The organism is Tessaracoccus lacteus (assembly GCF_029917005.1).
Lineage (GTDB): Bacteria > Actinomycetota > Actinomycetes > Propionibacteriales > Propionibacteriaceae > Arachnia > Arachnia lactea.
On record NZ_CP123967.1, the window covers coordinates 832,548 to 847,853 of the forward strand.

Annotated in this window: 16 protein-coding genes; 14 read left to right on the top strand and 2 right to left on the bottom strand. The window is 67.6% G+C overall.

Features of this window, described 5'->3' with window-relative positions; translation table 11 throughout:
- Positions 1–1,827: a DUF294 nucleotidyltransferase-like domain-containing protein gene (locus tag QH948_RS03750; protein ID WP_281145584.1), complete on the bottom strand. Its 1,827-nt coding sequence runs from the start codon at positions 1,825–1,827 to the stop codon at positions 1–3.
- A 199-nt stretch (positions 1,828–2,026) separates the two neighbouring features.
- Between QH948_RS03750 and pflB the strand changes: the two genes are divergently transcribed.
- The 13 genes from pflB (at position 2,027) to rpsQ (ending at position 10,943) form a co-directional block, all read left to right on the top strand.
- Positions 2,027–4,300, top strand: coding sequence for a formate C-acetyltransferase (gene pflB / locus QH948_RS03755; protein WP_281145585.1), 2,274 nt, complete (start codon positions 2,027–2,029; stop codon positions 4,298–4,300).
- Entirely contained in the window at positions 4,301–5,158 is an 858-nt protein-coding gene (gene pflA / locus QH948_RS03760) for a pyruvate formate-lyase-activating protein (RefSeq protein ID WP_281145586.1), read from the top strand.
- Between the two features lie 266 nt (positions 5,159–5,424).
- On the top strand, positions 5,425–5,736 hold the full coding sequence (gene rpsJ / locus QH948_RS03765) for a 30S ribosomal protein S10 (protein WP_015071250.1): 312 nt from the start codon (positions 5,425–5,427) through the stop codon (positions 5,734–5,736).
- Between the two features lie 11 nt (positions 5,737–5,747).
- On the top strand, positions 5,748–6,404 hold the full coding sequence (gene rplC / locus QH948_RS03770) for a 50S ribosomal protein L3 (RefSeq protein ID WP_219080768.1): 657 nt from the start codon (positions 5,748–5,750) through the stop codon (positions 6,402–6,404).
- Positions 6,401–7,291 (top strand): 50S ribosomal protein L4, sunset domain variant, encoded by an 891-nt coding sequence (gene rplD / locus QH948_RS03775; RefSeq protein WP_219080767.1) that lies wholly within the window; start codon positions 6,401–6,403, stop codon positions 7,289–7,291. The genes rplC and rplD overlap by 4 nt, the downstream gene beginning before the upstream one ends.
- Positions 7,288–7,599: a 50S ribosomal protein L23 gene (gene rplW, locus QH948_RS03780; RefSeq protein WP_219080766.1), complete on the top strand. Its 312-nt coding sequence runs from the start codon at positions 7,288–7,290 to the stop codon at positions 7,597–7,599. Before rplD ends, rplW begins: the two co-directional genes overlap by 4 nt.
- Before the next feature lie 30 nt (positions 7,600–7,629).
- Entirely contained in the window at positions 7,630–8,466 is an 837-nt protein-coding gene (gene rplB / locus QH948_RS03785; protein ID WP_219080765.1) for a 50S ribosomal protein L2, read from the top strand.
- An 18-nt stretch (positions 8,467–8,484) separates the two neighbouring features.
- Positions 8,485–8,766: a 30S ribosomal protein S19 gene (rpsS, locus tag QH948_RS03790; RefSeq protein ID WP_219080764.1), complete on the top strand. Its 282-nt coding sequence runs from the start codon at positions 8,485–8,487 to the stop codon at positions 8,764–8,766.
- A gap of 27 nt (positions 8,767–8,793) precedes the next feature.
- Positions 8,794–9,195, top strand: a complete 402-nt coding sequence (gene rplV / locus QH948_RS03795; protein WP_219080763.1) for a 50S ribosomal protein L22 — start codon at positions 8,794–8,796, stop codon at positions 9,193–9,195.
- Between the two features lie 2 nt (positions 9,196–9,197).
- Positions 9,198–10,010: a 30S ribosomal protein S3 gene (gene rpsC, locus QH948_RS03800; RefSeq protein WP_219080762.1), complete on the top strand. Its 813-nt coding sequence runs from the start codon at positions 9,198–9,200 to the stop codon at positions 10,008–10,010.
- Between the two features lie 2 nt (positions 10,011–10,012).
- Positions 10,013–10,432 (top strand): 50S ribosomal protein L16, encoded by a 420-nt coding sequence (gene rplP, locus QH948_RS03805; RefSeq protein WP_219080761.1) that lies wholly within the window; start codon positions 10,013–10,015, stop codon positions 10,430–10,432.
- The gene (gene rpmC / locus QH948_RS03810; protein ID WP_219080760.1) at positions 10,432–10,665 is read left to right on the top strand and encodes a 50S ribosomal protein L29; all 234 of its coding nucleotides are present in this window, start codon (positions 10,432–10,434) and stop codon (positions 10,663–10,665) included. The genes rplP and rpmC overlap by 1 nt, the downstream gene beginning before the upstream one ends.
- 2 nt (positions 10,666–10,667) lie before the next feature.
- Positions 10,668–10,943 carry a 30S ribosomal protein S17 gene (gene rpsQ, locus QH948_RS03815; protein WP_281145587.1) on the top strand — a complete coding sequence of 92 codons (276 nt, stop codon included), beginning with the start codon at positions 10,668–10,670 and terminating at the stop codon, positions 10,941–10,943.
- Positions 10,944–11,192: 249 nt separating this feature from the next.
- Here rpsQ and QH948_RS03820 read toward each other — a convergent pair whose 3' ends face one another.
- On the bottom strand, positions 11,193–11,570 hold the full coding sequence (locus QH948_RS03820; RefSeq protein WP_281145588.1) for a phage holin family protein: 378 nt from the start codon (positions 11,568–11,570) through the stop codon (positions 11,193–11,195).
- 101 nt (positions 11,571–11,671) lie between these two features.
- On the opposite strand from QH948_RS03820, the gene QH948_RS03825 reads away from it, so the two are divergent.
- The gene (locus QH948_RS03825) at positions 11,672–15,172 is read left to right on the top strand and encodes an ABC transporter ATP-binding protein/permease (RefSeq protein WP_281145589.1); all 3,501 of its coding nucleotides are present in this window, start codon (positions 11,672–11,674) and stop codon (positions 15,170–15,172) included.
- Positions 15,173–15,306 lie beyond the last annotated feature (134 nt).

The window sequence follows — 15,306 nt, forward strand, 5'->3', positions numbered from 1 at the left end:
TCAGCCGATGAACTGGGTCTGGAACGTCACGGTCAGGGCCTTCTGCGCCTGCGAGACGTACCAGAAGGCGTCGCGCAGCGAGCGGCGCTCGAACTCGGTGAGCTCCGACGGCGCGAGGTGATTGTCGGGCTCCTCGTTGCGGCCCACCTGCCGCCCCTGGTGCTGCAGGCGGGTGTAGCCGAGGTATTCGTGCGCGTCGAGCAGGTTGTCGACGTGGATGCCGTGCAGCGCGGCAGCCGCGAGTCGAGGGCGGGTGCCGACCTGCGGCAGGCCCCAGCGAAGGGCATACAGCCGCGCGACGTCGACGATCGGTGTCAGCCCTCCCTTCTTGATGTCGAGCTGGTCCCGATGGCTACCCTGCCGCTCGACGACCAGGCCGCGCAGGAACCCGAGTGGCACCTCGATGTCGTTCGCGTGCGAGGCGAGGTGCCCGAGGAAGCGCGACGCGCCCGGGGCGGCGGCGAGGATCCGGCGTTGTAGACCGGCCGCCAGGTCCGCCTCGCCGAAGACGGGGCGCATGTCGAAGAAGATCGACGACCCGAGGACCGCGTCGGCGGTTGGGGAGGCCAGCCAGGCCGAGAAGGTGCGCCACCACCCTGCGACCGGCTGCCGCCAGCGTGGGTTCGTGGCCATCACCTCTCCCCGGCAACGGGGGAAGCCGCACTCGACCAGGGCATCGGTCAGGAACGCGGCCACGGACCCGAAGTAGTCGTCGTGCTCGGGGAGGGCCTCGTCGCTGAGGATGAACGCGTGGTCCTGGTCGGAGCCGAGGGCCTGCTCCTGACGGGCCAGGGAGCCAAGCGCGACCCAGCAGTACGCGACGGGGGGTGGGCCGAAGCGCTCCTCGGCCAACGCGCCGAGTCGCTGCCACAGGGCGTCGGTCGTCCGGCTCACGATGCGGCCGATGTCCTCGGCTGTCGCGTCCTGGCGCAGCAGGCGCGTGACCAGGCCGGGCACGCGGCGCATCACAGCCGCCAGCCCCTCGACGTCGCCCTGGCGGGCGAGGTCACCCACCAGGTACAGGGGGCTGGAGCGCTCCAACCGCATCAGGTCGCCGGAGGTGACCATGCCGAGGAGCTGATCGCCGCGCACCACGGGCAGGTGGTGGATGCGGTTCCCGACGAGCGTGAGGAGCACGTCGAGGGCGAGCGCGTCCGGGCTGACCGTGACGGGGGAGAGCGTCATCACCTCCCGTAACGGGGTCTCCCCGGGAATCTGCCTGGCGACGACACGGCGGAGGTCGCGGTCGGTGAGGATGCCGACCAGGCGATCGTCGCGGGTCACGACGATCGAGGAGATGCGCCGCTCGTCCATCAGCCGGGCGGCGTCGCGCACGGTGGCATCGGAGCGGATCGACACCGCGCCGCGGGTGAGCATGTCCTCGACCCGTACCTGCAGCACCGGGCCGCCCTCCGGTGCACCCTGCTGTGTCGCATCGCCGAGTCTCGAGTCGGTGAAGTAGCGGCTGACCTTCGGCAGCGCGACGAGCTCATCGACGACGCTTGCATCGAAGCGCCACAGCAGCGTGTCCTCGACGGCCGTGAAGCTGAACCGCGACGGGCGCCGCTCGACGATGGACGACTGCCCGAAGCAACCCCCCTCCTCCTCGATCGTGACGAGCTGGTCGCTCACGTCGCGCACCTCGACCGCACCGGAACGGATCACGAACATGTTCGACGGGTGATCGCCGGCTGAGAGCACGGTGCTTCCTCGGGGGAAGTACACGGCTTCGGCGCGCCGGGCGAGCGCGGCCAACTGCCCCCGGGGGAGCGCGGACCACGGCTCGCGTGCCCCGAGGAACGCGGTCACCTCCGCCAGCTCACTCATGGGCGCGACATTACCGGCGTGCGCGCCCGCGCGGGCGCGCACGCGCGAGAGTGCCTGCGCAGCCCGGGGCTGACGCTGTCGGTGAACGCAGTGACCGGGGCCCCTCTCCAATTCTGGGAAAATTACTATCGGGCGTAGTATTGACACGCACTGCTCGCCACAGTAAGCGGCGAGTTTCGTCTGTCACACCAGGAGCAAAATGTCGGCCACGGCCACCGCTAGCAAGGACCTACATCGCGAAGACCCGTGGGAGGGTTTCACCGACGGCAACTGGCGCACCTCCATCGACGTGCGCGACTTCATCCTGACGAACTACACGCCCTACCTCGGCGACTCCAGCTTCCTGGCCGGCCCCACCCGCAAGACCCTCCAGGTGTGGGACACCCTCCAGCGTGACTACCTGAGCGTCGAGCGCGCCAAGCGCGTCTACGACGTCGAGACCCACATCCCGGCGGACGTCGACGCGTTCCCCGCCGGCTACATCAGCACGGACGACGACGTCATCGTCGGCCTGCAGACCGACGTCCCGCTGAAGCGGCCCATGATGCCCGCCGGCGGCTGGCGCATGGTCGAGACCGCCATCCGCGAGGCGGGCCTTGAGCCCGACGAGCGGATCAAGGAGATCTTCACCCGCTACCGCAAGACGCACAACGAGGCCGTCTTCGACATCTACACGCCGCGGATCCGCGCCGCGCGCAGCTCCCACATCATCACCGGCCTTCCCGACGCCTACGGTCGCGGCCGCATCATCGGCGACTACCGCCGCGTCGCCCTCTACGGCGTCGACGCGCTGATCCTGGCCAAGCGCAACGACAAGCGTCGCGTGACCGACCAGGTGGACTTCACCGAGGACTGGGCGCGCTACCGCGAGGAGCACTCCGAACAGATCAAGGCGCTCGAGAAGCTGAAGAACCTCGGCGCCAGCTACGGCTTCGACCTGTCGCGCCCGGCCGCCAACTACATCGAGGCCGTCCAGTGGACGTACTTCGCGTACCTGGCCTCCGTGAAGAGCCAGGACGGCGCCGCCATGAGCATCGGCCGCCTCTCCGGGTTCTTCGACGTCTACGCCGAGCGTGACCTGGCCGCCGGCCTGATCACCGAGTCCGAGGTCCAGGAGGCCATGGATGCGCTGGTGACCAAGCTGCGCATCGTCCGTTTCCTCCGCACGATCGACTACGACAACATCTTTTCCGGTGACCCGTACTGGGCGACCTGGTCCGACGGCGGGTTCGCCAACGACGGCCGCACGCTGGTGACCAAGTCGTCGTTCCGGCTGCTGCAGACGCTGCGGAACCTCGGCCCCGCGCCCGAGCCGAACATCACCATCTACTGGGATGACGCGCTGCCTGCCGGGTACAAGGACTTCTGCGCCGAGATCTCGATCGAGACCTCCGCGATCCAGTACGAGTCCGACTCGTCGATCCGCTCCCACTGGGGCGATGACACCGCCATCGCCTGCTGCGTCTCCCCGATGGCGATCGGCAAGCAGATGCAGTTCTTCGGCGCCCGCGTCAACGCGGCCAAGACCCTCCTGTACGCCATCAACGGCGGCCGCGACGAGGTCAGCGGCAAGCAGATCGTCGAGGGCTTCGCGCCGGTCGCCGGCGACGCGCCGCTCGACTTCGACACCGTGTGGGCCAAGTACGACAAGATGCTCGACTGGGTCGTCCGCACCTACGTCGAGGCCCTGAACATCATCCACTACAGCCACGACAAGTACGCCTACGAGGCGATGGAGATGGCGCTGCACGACGATGAGATCGTCCGCACGATGGGCTGCGGCATCGCCGGCCTGTCGATCGTGGCCGACTCGCTCGCCGCGATCCGCTACGCGACCGTGACCCCCGTTCGGGACGATTCGGGTCTGGTCATCGACTACATCACCGAGGGCGAGTTCCCGAAGTACGGCAACGACGACGACCGCGCCGACGAGATCGCCCAGCTGGTCGTCAAGACCGTGATGGACAAGATCCGCTCGATCCGGATGTACCGCAACGCCGTCCCGACGCAGTCGGTCCTGACGATCACGTCGAACGTGGTCTACGGGAAGGCCACCGGTGCGTTCCCCTGCGGCCATGAGGCCGGCACCCCCTTCGCCCCCGGTGCCAACCCGGAGAACGGCGCCGACACGCACGGCATGGTCGCCTCCATGATGAGCGTCGGCAAGCTGTCCTACGAGGACGCCCTCGACGGGATCTCGCTGACCAACACCATCACGCCGCCGGCGCTGGGCCGCACGCACGAGGAGCGGGTCACCAACCTGGTCGGCATCCTCGACGCAGGCATGGGGGAGGGGCTGTACCACGCCAACATCAACGTCCTCAACCGGGAGACGCTGCTCGACGCCATGGAGAACCCGGAGAACTACCCGCAGCTGACGATCCGCGTCTCCGGTTACGCCGTCAACTTCGTCAAGCTGACCCGCGAGCAGCAGCTCGACGTCCTCTCGCGGACCTTCCACGAGGCGATCTGAGTGACGGACCTCCTGGCGGACGCCATCGGGGCAGACCCGGTGGCGTCCGCACCGTCCGTCACGTCGCTGGGCGGGGTCCCGGTCGTGACTGGACTGGAGCGGGCTGACCTGTTCGCCGCGATACGCGCCGGCGAGATCGGGTCGGTCCACTCCTGGGAACTGGTGACGGCCGTCGACGGCCCGGGAACCCGCATGACCACGTTTGTGGCCGGCTGCCCGCTGCGCTGCCTGTACTGCCACAACCCCGACACCATGTCGGGGGCCAGGGGGCTCCCCGTCCGCGCCGACGACCTGCTCGCCCGGATCCGGCGCTACCGCGGTGTGTTCCGCGCGACGGGCGGAGGCATCACGCTCTCGGGCGGGGAGATCCTGCAGCAGCCGGCCTTCGCCGGGCGCATCCTGCGCGGCGCGAAGGAGCTCGGCATCCACACCGCGATCGACACGTCCGGCTTCCTCGGCGCGGCGGCCAGCGACGAGCTGCTCGCCGATGTCGATCTCGTCCTGCTCGACCTCAAGGCGGGCGACGAGGCGACCTACGGCCGCGTCACCGGCCGCCGGCTGGCCCCGACCCTGGACTTCGGCCGCCGCCTGGAGCGCCTCGGCATCGAGACCTGGGTGCGCTTCGTGCTCGTCCCCGGACTCACCGACGACCCGGCCAACATCGCGCGGGTGGCCGACCACGCCGCGTCGATGAGCCAGGTGACGCGCGTCGAGATCCTGCCCTTCCACCAGATGGGGCGCGACAAGTGGGCCTCGCTCGGCATGGACTACCGGCTCGCCGACACGCAGCCGCCGACCGCGGAGTCCGTCGAGGCCGCGCGCGCTGCCTTCCGCTCCCGCGGGCTGACCGTCTACTGAGCCTGACACCCCCGCACACGCCGCCGCGCGTGTCGAAGCCCCTTGTGGGCACCCCGATTTGGCGATGGCGCCCGATCATGACAGAATGTACAAGTTGCTCCGCGAGGGACCGCGATGTGGAAACGCGTCGGAACCCGCGAGCCAGGTCTTTCGGCGCCTCGGTGCTGTGAGTGGCCCGGCGGCGACACTCCCGAGTTCGGGGGTGGCAAGGGGTTTTACCCCGAAGGAACTTGAAATTTCCAAAGGGACGAGAAGAAGGAACGACTGTGGCTGGACAAAAGATCCGCATCAGGCTGCGGGCGTATGACCACGAGGTCATCGACAGCTCGGCGCGCAAGATCGTCGACACCGTGACCCGCACGGGCGCCAAGGTGGCCGGCCCGGTGCCGCTGCCGACGGAGAAGAACGTGTTCTGCGTCATCCGTTCGCCTCACAAGTACAAGGACAGCCGTGAGCACTTCGAGATGCGCACGCACAAGCGTCTGATCGACATCCTCGATCCGACCCCCAAGACGGTCGATTCGCTGATGCGTCTTGACCTGCCTGCGGGCGTCGACATCGAGATCAAGCTTCCGTGAGGTCTGTTGAAATGAGTGAACGAATCGTGAAGGGCATCCTGGGCACCAAGCTCGGCATGACCCAGCTGTGGGACGACAACAACAAGGTCGTGCCCGTTACCGTGATCCAGGCCGGCCCGTGTGTCGTCACGCAGGTCCGCACCCCCGAGACCGACGGCTACAACGCTGTCCAGCTCGGCTTCGGCGCGATCAAGGCCAAGGCCGTCACGAAGCCGGCCGCCGGCCACTTCGCCAAGGCCGACGTCACCCCGCGCAAGCACCTCGTCGAGCTGCGCACGGCTGACGCCTCCGAGTTCACGCTCGGCCAGGAACTGACCGCAGAGGTCTTCGCCGACGGCGAGACCGTCGACGTGACCGGTACGACAAAGGGCAAGGGCACCGCTGGTGTCATGAAGCGCCACGGCTTCAAGGGCCTCAGCTCTTCGCACGGTGTGCACCGCAAGCACCGCTCGCCCGGCTCCATCGGTGGCTGCGCCACCCCCGGCAGGGTCTTCAAGGGCCTTCGCATGGCGGGTCGCATGGGCAATGACAAGGTCACCATCCAGAACCTGAAGATTCACGCTGTCGACGCCGAGCGCGGCCTGCTGCTCGTCCGTGGCGCAATCCCCGGCAACAACGGCTCCCTCGTCGTCGTCCGCAGCGCAGCTAAGAAGGGTGACGCAGCATGAGCGATCTCACTGTTGACGTGATCGACGCCTCGGGCAAGAAGGCCGGCTCGGCCGACCTGCCCGCGGCTCTGTTCGACGCGCAGACCAACATCCCGCTGATCCACCAGGTCGTCGTGGCCCAGCTGGCGGCTGCCCGCCAGGGCACCCACGACACCAAGACCCGCGGCGAGGTCCGCGGCGGTGGCATCAAGCCCTGGCGCCAGAAGGGCACCGGCCGCGCCCGTCACGGCTCGCGTCGTTCCCCCATCTGGACCGGCGGTGGCATCGTCCACGGCCCGACGCCGCGTGACTACTCGCAGCGCACCCCCAAGAAGATGGTCGCCGCCGCTCTGCGTGGCGCGCTGTCCGACCGGGCCCGCGACGGTCAGATCTTCGTCGTCTCGGAGCTCGTCTCCGGCGAGAAGCCCTCGACCAAGGCCGCGATCGCCGCGCTGACGAACGTCGCGACGGACATCAGCAAGGTGCTCGTCGTCCTCGACCGCTTCGAGGATGTCGCCTGGCTGAGCCTCCGCAACGTCCCCACGGTGCACGCCCTGGCCGTTGACCAGCTCAACACGTACGACGTGCTGGCCAACGACAAGATCGTGTTCACGTCCGCCGCTCTCGCCGCCTTCGTGGCCGGCCCCGCGTCGGGCAAGTCCTTCAAGGCCGTCGCCACCGAGTCCGAGGCTGTCGCTGAGGCCGAGGTCGCCGACGGTTCGTACCGCGGCGACAACCCGCCGGCCGGCTACGACATCAAGGGCAACCAGTCCGGCAAGTACCACACCCCCGAGTCCCCGTACTACGGCCGCACCAAGGCCGAGGTCTGGTTCAACAGCGCCGAGGCCGCCGAGGCCGCGGGCTTCATCGCCGGTGTGACCAACAACTCTGAGGAGAAGGACAAGTGACGACTGCGCTGAAGATCCGCGATCACCGCGACGTCATCCTGCGTCCCGTGGTGAGCGAGAAGAGCTACAACCTTCTCGACGACGGCAAGTACACCTTCGTCGTCTCCCCCGACGCCAACAAGACCGAGATCAAGATCGCCATCGAGGCCATCTTCAACGTCAAGGTCACCTCCGTGAACACCCTCAACCGCCAGGGGAAGCGTCGTCGCACCAAGTACGGCTACGGCAAGACCGTCGCCACCAAGCGTGCGATCGTCACCCTTGCCGAGGGCCAGAGCATCGACATCTTCGGCGGCGCGGGCGCCTGACCCGGCGGCTGCTGAGACAAGGGAACTGACATGGGTATCCGTAAGTACAAGCCGACTACGCCGGGCCGTCGTGGCTCCAGCGTGTCCGATTTCGTCGAGCTGACTCGCTCCACGCCGGAGAAGTCGCTGCTCGCCCCGAAGACCAAGACCGGTGGTCGTAACAACACCGGCCGCATCACCACCCGCCACATCGGCGGTGGCCACAAGCAGGCGTACCGCATCATCGACTTCAAGCGGTACGACAAGGACGGCGTCCCGGCCAAGGTCGCTCACATCGAGTACGACCCCAACCGCACCGCCCGCATCGCCCTGCTGCACTACGCCGACGGCGAGAAGCGCTACATCATCGCGCCGAACGGCCTGACGCAGGGCACCGTGGTCTCCGCAGGTGAGGGCTCGGACATCAAGCCGGGCAACAACCTCGAGCTGCGCAACATCCCGGTCGGTACCACGGTGCACGCCGTGGAGCTCCGCCCCGGCGGTGGCGCCAAGCTTGGCCGCTCGGCCGGCGCCGCGATCCAGCTCGTCGCCCGTGAGGGCAAGTACGCCACCCTGCGCATGCCCTCGGGCGAGATGCGCATGGTCGACGTGCGCTGCCGCGCCACGATCGGCACGGTCGGCAACGCCGAGCAGTCGAACATCAACTGGGGCAAGGCCGGACGTAACCGCTGGAAGGGCATCCGCCCGACCGTCCGTGGCGTCGTGATGAACCCCGTCGACCACCCGCACGGTGGTGGCGAGGGTCGCACCTCCGGTGGTCGTCACCCGGTGTCTCCGTGGGGCAAGCCCGAGGGCCGCACCCGCGACAAGAACAAGGCGAGCAACCGCCTGATCGTCCGTCGTCGCAAGACCGGCAAGAAGCGCTGATAAGGGAGCCTGAAAGAAATGCCACGCAGCCTGAAGAAGGGCCCCTTCGTTGACGACCACCTGATCAAGAAGGTGGACGCTCAGAACGAAAAGGGCACCAAGAACGTCATCAAGACCTGGTCGCGACGCTCGATGATCATCCCGGACATGCTCGGGCACACGATCGCCGTGCACGACGGCCGCAAGCACGTCCCGGTGTTCGTCACCGAGTCGATGATTGGCCACAAGCTGGGCGAGTTCGCCCCCACGCGCACCTTCAAGGGGCACGTGAAGGACGACAAGAAGGCCCGTCGCCGCTGAGGCGCGAGATAAGGAATTGATTCAACTATGAGCAACGAAAACGGCAACAGCCGTCGACGGGAAACCCTGCTCGGGGATCGTCCTGGCTCGTACGCCATTGCGCGCCACGTCCGGATGAGCTCCACCAAGGTCCGCCGCGTCGTCGACCTGGTCCGCGGGATGGACGTCAATGACGCCCTGACCGCGCTGAAGTTCGCGCCGCAGGCCGCCTCCGAGCCGGTCTACAAGGTCGTGGCTTCCGCCGTGGCCAACGCAGAGTCCGCTGAGGCTCTGCGCGCCGACGACCTCTACATCTCCAAGGCGTTTGTCGACGAGGGCGTCACCCTGCGTCGCATCCGCCCGCGCGCCAAGGGTTCGGCCTCCCGCATCCTGAAGCGCGGGTCGCACATCACCGTGGTCGTGGAGCCCCGCGAGACGAAGGGAGCCTGACAATGGGCCAGAAGATCAACCCGAACGGCTTCCGTCTCGGCATCACCACCGATCACAAGACGCGCTGGTTCAGCGACAAGCAGTACGCGCAGCTGGTCGGCGAGGACGTCAAGATCCGTGAGTACCTGACCAAGAACCTCGAGCGCGCCGGCATCTCGTCCATAGAGATCGAGCGTCGCTCCGAGCGCGTGACCATCTTCCTGCGCGCCGCTCGCCCGGGCATCGTCATCGGCCGTAACGGTGCCGAGGCGGAGCGCGTGCGTGGCGAGCTGGAGAAGCTCACCGGCAAGCAGGTCCAGCTGAACATCCTCGAGGTCAAGAACCCCGAGACCGACGCTCAGCTGGTCGCCCAGGGCATCGCCGAGCAGCTCGGCGCCCGCGTCGCCTTCCGTCGCGCCATGCGCAAGGCCCAGCAGACGGCCATGCGCGCCGGCGCCAAGGGCATCCGCATCAAGTGCTCCGGCCGTCTCGGCGGCGCCGAGATGTCCCGCTCCGAGGGTTACCGCGACGGCCAGGTGCCGCTGCACACCCTGCGCGCCGACATCGACTACGGCTTCTTCGAGGCCCGCACGACCTTCGGTCGCATCGGCGTCAAGGTCTGGATCTACAAGGGCGATGTCGCCGGCACCAAGGCCGAGCGCCAGGCCCAGCGCGAGGCCCGCAACTCCGCCCCCGGTGGTCGTCAGCGTCCGGGCCGTCGTCCCGGCCGCGGCGAGGGTCGTGGGGACCGTCCCGAGCGCGGTGGTCGCCGTCGCGCCGACGCAGCCCAGGCCGAGGCCCCGGCTGCGCCCGCTACTGAGAACGCAGGAGCCTGATAATGCTGATTCCTCGTCGAGTGAAGTTCCGTAAGCAGCACCACCCGAAGCGTGACGGTGCGGCCAAGGGCGGCACCAAGCTCGCCTTCGGTGACTACGGCATCCAGGCGCTCGAGTCCTCCTACCTGACCAACCGTCAGATCGAGGCCGCTCGTATCGCCATGACCCGTCACATCAAGCGTGGCGGCAAGGTGTGGATCAACGTCTACCCCGACCGCCCGCTGACCAAGAAGCCCGCCGAGACCCGCATGGGTTCGGGTAAGGGCTCGCCCGAGTGGTGGGTTGCCAACATCAAGCCCGGCCGCGTGCTGTTCGAGCTCTCCGGTGTCCCGGAGGAGGTGGCCCGTGAGGCCATGCGTCTGGCCATTCACAAGCTGCCGTTCAAGGCACGCTTCATCAAGCGCGAAGCAGGTGACATCTGATGAGTAAGGCTCTTACCGCAAACGACCTGCGTGGTCTCTCGCGCGAGCAGCTCAACGCCAAGGTCGTCGAGCTGAAGGAGGAGCTGTTCGGGCTCCGCTTCCAGGCGGCGACCGGGCAGCTGGAGTCGAGCGCCCGGCTGCGTTCCGTCCGCAAGGACATCGCCCGCATCTACACGGTGCTGCAGGAGCGCAACCTCGGCATCGAAGACGAGCCCGAGGCCGAGGAGAAGTGAACATGAGTGAAACCACCCCCACCGAAGAGCGCAACAGCCGCAAGGTCCTCCAGGGCGTTGTCGTCTCGGACAAGATGGACAAGACGATCGTCGTGATGGTCGAGGAGCGCGTCAAGCACCCGCTCTACGGCAAGGTCATGACCAAGTCCTCGCGCGTCAAGGCGCACGACGAGAACAACGACGCCGGCATCGGCGACCGGGTGCGGGTCATGGAGACCCGCCCGCTGTCCGCGCAGAAGCGCTGGCGTCTCGTGGAGATCGTCGAGCGCGCCAAGTAAGGCGATTCAACTAGGCGGCCCGTCCCTTTTAGGGACGGGCCGTCTCGCATTTGGCGAGAAAGTATAGACAGTCCAATGGGACACGTCGTACCCTTTTCGGCAACAACCGCGTGTGACCGAGGCCGAAGGGCAGCCGGTCAGTTGGGGGGAACGCGGAGACAGCGCAGGGGGCCACGGCCCCTGGATTCGCCGACAGGCAGGATTGACCTTCAGCCGTCCGAAAGGACGGCTGAAGGGGCGCGCCGTCGGTCAGGACCGTTCCGTGTCGAGGAGCGCCCCGAGGGCCGCGCCCACGATCGAGATGATCACCGAGCCCCAGAAGGCGGGCCAGAATCCCTCCACGTGGAAGCCGAGGCCGAGGGTGCCCGCGGCCCAGCTGGTGAGCTCGAGCATCAGGGCGTTGATGACCAGCAGGAACAGGCCGAACGTGATGAGCACGAGACAGCCGCTGAAGAACGTCACGACCGGCCTGATGAAGGCGTTGATCAGGCCGAAGATCAGGGCCACGACCAGCAGCGTGATGACCTTGTCTGCGGTGTCGACGGCGGTAAGTTCGACGCCCGGCACCAGCCAGACGGCGACGGCGGTGGCAGCGGCCGTGACGACCAGACGCGTGAAGAATTCCATGCCTCAAGCATGCCAGGGGTGCTGCAACGCCCCGATACAGGAGTGTTTTCTTTCTCCACGTAAGCTGTGTACGCCCGATTGGCCCTCCAGGAAAGACCCGCATGCTCGAGCTCAGGGACGTCCGCAAGACCTACACGACAGGTGACTTCACCCAGGTCGCGCTGAATGACGTCTCCATCGCCTTCCGCGACTCCGAGTTCGTGGCGGTGCTCGGGCCGTCCGGCTCGGGCAAGACGACCATGCTGAACATCGTGGGAGGGCTGGATCACTACGATTCGGGCAACCTGATCATCGACGGCATCGAGACGTCCAGCTACCGCGACCGGGACTGGGACGCCTACCGCAACAACCGCATCGGATTCGTCTTCCAGAGCTACAACCTGATCCCGCACCAGAGCGTGCTGGCCAATGTAGAGCTGGCGCTGACCCTGGCGGGGGTCTCGCGGGCCGAGCGGCGACGTCGCGCCACCGCCGCGTTGCAGGACGTGGGCCTGGGCGACCACATCCACAAGCGTCCCAGCCAGCTCTCCGGCGGGCAGATGCAACGCGTCGCGATCGCCCGCGCGCTCGTCAACGACCCCGAGATCCTGCTGGCCGACGAGCCAACCGGCGCGCTCGACTCGACCACCAGCGTGCAGATCATGGGCCTGCTCACGAGCATCGCCAGGGACCGGCTGGTCGTCATGGTCACGCACAACCCTGAACTCGCCGAGGAGTACGCGACCCGCATCGTGTCGCTGAAGGACGGTGTGATCGCCTCCGACACCGACCCCTTCGTGCCGCAGGCCGTCGAGCGGGAGGGCCGGAAGGCCCGCCGCACCGCGATGAGCTTTCCCACCGCCATTTCGTTGTCCTTCAACAACCTCATGACGAAGAAGGGCCGCACGCTGATGACGTCCTTCGCGGGCAGTATCGGCATCATCGGCATCGCGTCGATCCTCGCCCTGGCCAACGGCGTCAACGCCTACATCAAGGGGGTGGAGGAGGACACGCTCTCGCTCTACCCGCTGTCGATCCAGCGGCAGGGCGTGGACCTGACCAGCCTGCTGACCGCCTCCCGCGGCATCGCGCAGGAGGCGTCCGCCGCCGGGGATGCCGATGACGGCGATGTGCACGAGGTGCAGCTCATGGCGTCGATGTTCGGCAGCGTCGGGACGAACGACCTCCGCTCGCTGAAGAGCTTCCTGGACGGCAACGGCGGGGGCATCGACGACTATGTCAACTCCATCCAGTACTCCTACGACGTCTCGCCGCGGATCTACGCCTCGGACACGTCGGACGGTGTCCGCCAGGTCAACCCGGACACCACCTTCTCGTCGCTGGGCTTCGGGTCGAGCGCGTCCGCCAGCAGCCTGCTGTCCAGCTCGTCGAGCACCAGCGTCTTCTCCGAGCTCGTCGATGACCTGTCGCTGGTCGAGAACAATGCGGAGATCGTGGCCGGCCGCTGGCCGACCGCCTACGACGAGGTCGCTCTGGTGCTGACGGGCAGCGGGGGGGTGAGTGACCTCACCCTGTATGCGATGGGCCTTCGCGACCCGCAGGAGCTCGACGACATGGTCAAGCAGGTCGCGACCGAGGGGGACGTGACCGTTCCCGACGATCCCGGCACGTACAGCTACCAGGATCTGATGGGGGTGTCCTTCAAGGCGGTCGACTCCGCGGACCTCTACTCCTACGACGACGAGTTCGACGTGTGGACCGACCGCTCTGACGACACCGACTACGTCACGGATCTCGTCGACGACGGCGACGAGCTGCGGGTCGTCGGGGTCGTCCAGCCGAGCGGCGACTCGTCGACCCTGCAGCCGGGCATCTACTACACCCGCGACCTGACCGAGCACATGATCGCCGACGCGACCGACTCCGCCATCGTGCAGAGCCAGCTCGCCGACCCGGACGTCGACGTGTTCACCGGCAAGGAGTTCGGCGCCGAGGACGACGGAGAAGAGGCTGACCTCAGTTCCCTGTTCACCATCGACGAGGACGCGCTGGCCGGCGCCTTCACGTTCGACCAGTCGAAGCTGCAGCTCGACACGTCGGCCCTGGAGTCGGAGCTGTCCAACCTCGACCTGGGCCTGGACGATGTGCAGCTCGACCCGTCCAAGCTGCCGGCCCTCGACGTGGCCGACATCCTCTCGCAGCTGGACCTCAGCAGCGTCATCAAGCTCCCAGAGGCCGAGGACGACGGGGAGGCCACGCCGTCCGCGCCGCAGGTCGACACCGAGGCGCTCACCGCCGCGGTGACCGCCTTCGCCGAGGCCTACACGCAGTGGGCGACCGCCGCCGGCCTCGACCCGACTGATCCGGCGACGCTGCCGGCCTTCCTCGCCTCCGCGGAGGGGCAGGCGGCCCTGGCGGCCGGGGGAGAGGAACTCGACTCCGAGGCGGCCCAGCAGCTCCTCGCGGCATATCTCGCCTACGCCGTGGCCAACGGGGCGGACCCCACAGACGTGGCCGCCACGATGCCGGCCTTCCTCGCCTCCCCGGAGGGCCAGGCGCTGCTGGCGTCGCTGACCCCCGATACGACCGATGCCGACGACGCCGCCCAGGCGGCCGACGACTCTCTCGCCGGACGCCTCGTCCAGGGCTACCTCGCGTACGCCGAGGCCAACAACCTGGACCCGCAGGACATCGGGACCAACCTCCCGGCGTTCCTCGCCACGGACGAGGGGGCGGCGCTGCTCGCAGAGGCCGGGACCTATGTGGACACCGACGCGCTCAGCGCGCAGCTGCAGCCGATGCTCGGCGACTACGTCGACCAGGTCGTGGCGGTCTATTCCGCCGACCTCTCCTCTCAGCTCGGCGCGGCACTCTCGTCGCAGATCGGCTCGGCGCTGGAGTCCTCCATGGCCTCGCTGGCCGACAACATGTCGAGCGCCATGGGCATCAACGAGGACGCGTTCCTCGACGCCTTCCAGCTCAACCGCAGCACCGAGGAGCTGACCCGCCTGCTGGTGTCGATGGCCAAGACCGAGGCAGCGTCGCTGGAGGGGAACCTGCGCACGCTCGGGTACGCCGACCTCGACAACCCGTCGAACATCGACATCTACCCGATCGACTTCGAGTCGAAGGCCGAGGTCATCAACATCCTCGACACCTACAACGACGACGCCCGCGATGCGGGGGACGACGACAGGGTGGTCACCTACACCGACATCGTGGGTGCGCTCATGACGTCGGTCACCGACATCATCAACACCATCAGCTACGTGCTGATCGCCTTCGTCGCCATCTCGCTGGTCGTATCGTCGATCATGATCGGCGTGATCACCTACATCTCGGTGCTCGAGCGGAAGAAGGAGATCGGCATCCTGCGCTCCGTCGGCGCGCGCAAGCGCGACATCCGCACGGTGTTCAACGCCGAGACCCTCATCGTCGGATTCGTCGCCGGCGCGCTCGGCGTGGCCATCACAGCGCTCATGACCATCCCCGCCAACGCGATCGTCGCGGCGAACTTCGGCGTCGAGAACGTCGCGGTGCTGCCGTGGCAGGCGGCGATCATCCTGGTGCTGATCAGCATGGGCCTAACCTCGGTGGCGGGCCTGATGCCGGCCAGCACCGCGTCGCGCAAGGACCCCGTCGAGGCGCTGCGCTCCGAGTGAGGCACGTGTTGCGTCATGCGCGATTTCGTGCCGTGGCGCGCCTGGGATAGACTTATCCAGTTGCCTTGGGTCTGTGCCCCTTCGGGGGGACCCTTCCCGGGCGATGACTAAGGCCCCCTCTCCCTCGAGCTGGG

Bases quoted from the DNA above. Each gene is read 5' to 3' on its own strand.
- QH948_RS03825 (WP_281145589.1), top strand. From the start codon at position 11,672: ATGCTCGAGCTCAGGGACGTCCGCAAGACCTACACGACAGGTGACTTC.
- QH948_RS03750 (WP_281145584.1), bottom strand. From the start codon at position 1,827: ATGAGTGAGCTGGCGGAGGTGACCGCGTTCCTCGGGGCACGCGAGCCG.
- rplP (WP_219080761.1), top strand. From the start codon at position 10,013: ATGCTGATTCCTCGTCGAGTGAAGTTCCGTAAGCAGCACCACCCGAAG.
- rplV (WP_219080763.1), top strand. From the start codon at position 8,794: ATGAGCAACGAAAACGGCAACAGCCGTCGACGGGAAACCCTGCTCGGG.
- rplB (WP_219080765.1), top strand. From the start codon at position 7,630: ATGGGTATCCGTAAGTACAAGCCGACTACGCCGGGCCGTCGTGGCTCC.
- rplC (WP_219080768.1), top strand. From the start codon at position 5,748: ATGAGTGAACGAATCGTGAAGGGCATCCTGGGCACCAAGCTCGGCATG.
- rplD (WP_219080767.1), top strand. From the start codon at position 6,401: ATGAGCGATCTCACTGTTGACGTGATCGACGCCTCGGGCAAGAAGGCC.
- rpsC (WP_219080762.1), top strand. From the start codon at position 9,198: ATGGGCCAGAAGATCAACCCGAACGGCTTCCGTCTCGGCATCACCACC.
- rpsS (WP_219080764.1), top strand. From the start codon at position 8,485: ATGCCACGCAGCCTGAAGAAGGGCCCCTTCGTTGACGACCACCTGATC.
- pflB (WP_281145585.1), top strand. From the start codon at position 2,027: ATGTCGGCCACGGCCACCGCTAGCAAGGACCTACATCGCGAAGACCCG.
- rpsQ (WP_281145587.1), top strand. From the start codon at position 10,668: ATGAGTGAAACCACCCCCACCGAAGAGCGCAACAGCCGCAAGGTCCTC.
- rpmC (WP_219080760.1), top strand. From the start codon at position 10,432: ATGAGTAAGGCTCTTACCGCAAACGACCTGCGTGGTCTCTCGCGCGAG.
- QH948_RS03820 (WP_281145588.1), bottom strand. From the start codon at position 11,570: ATGGAATTCTTCACGCGTCTGGTCGTCACGGCCGCTGCCACCGCCGTC.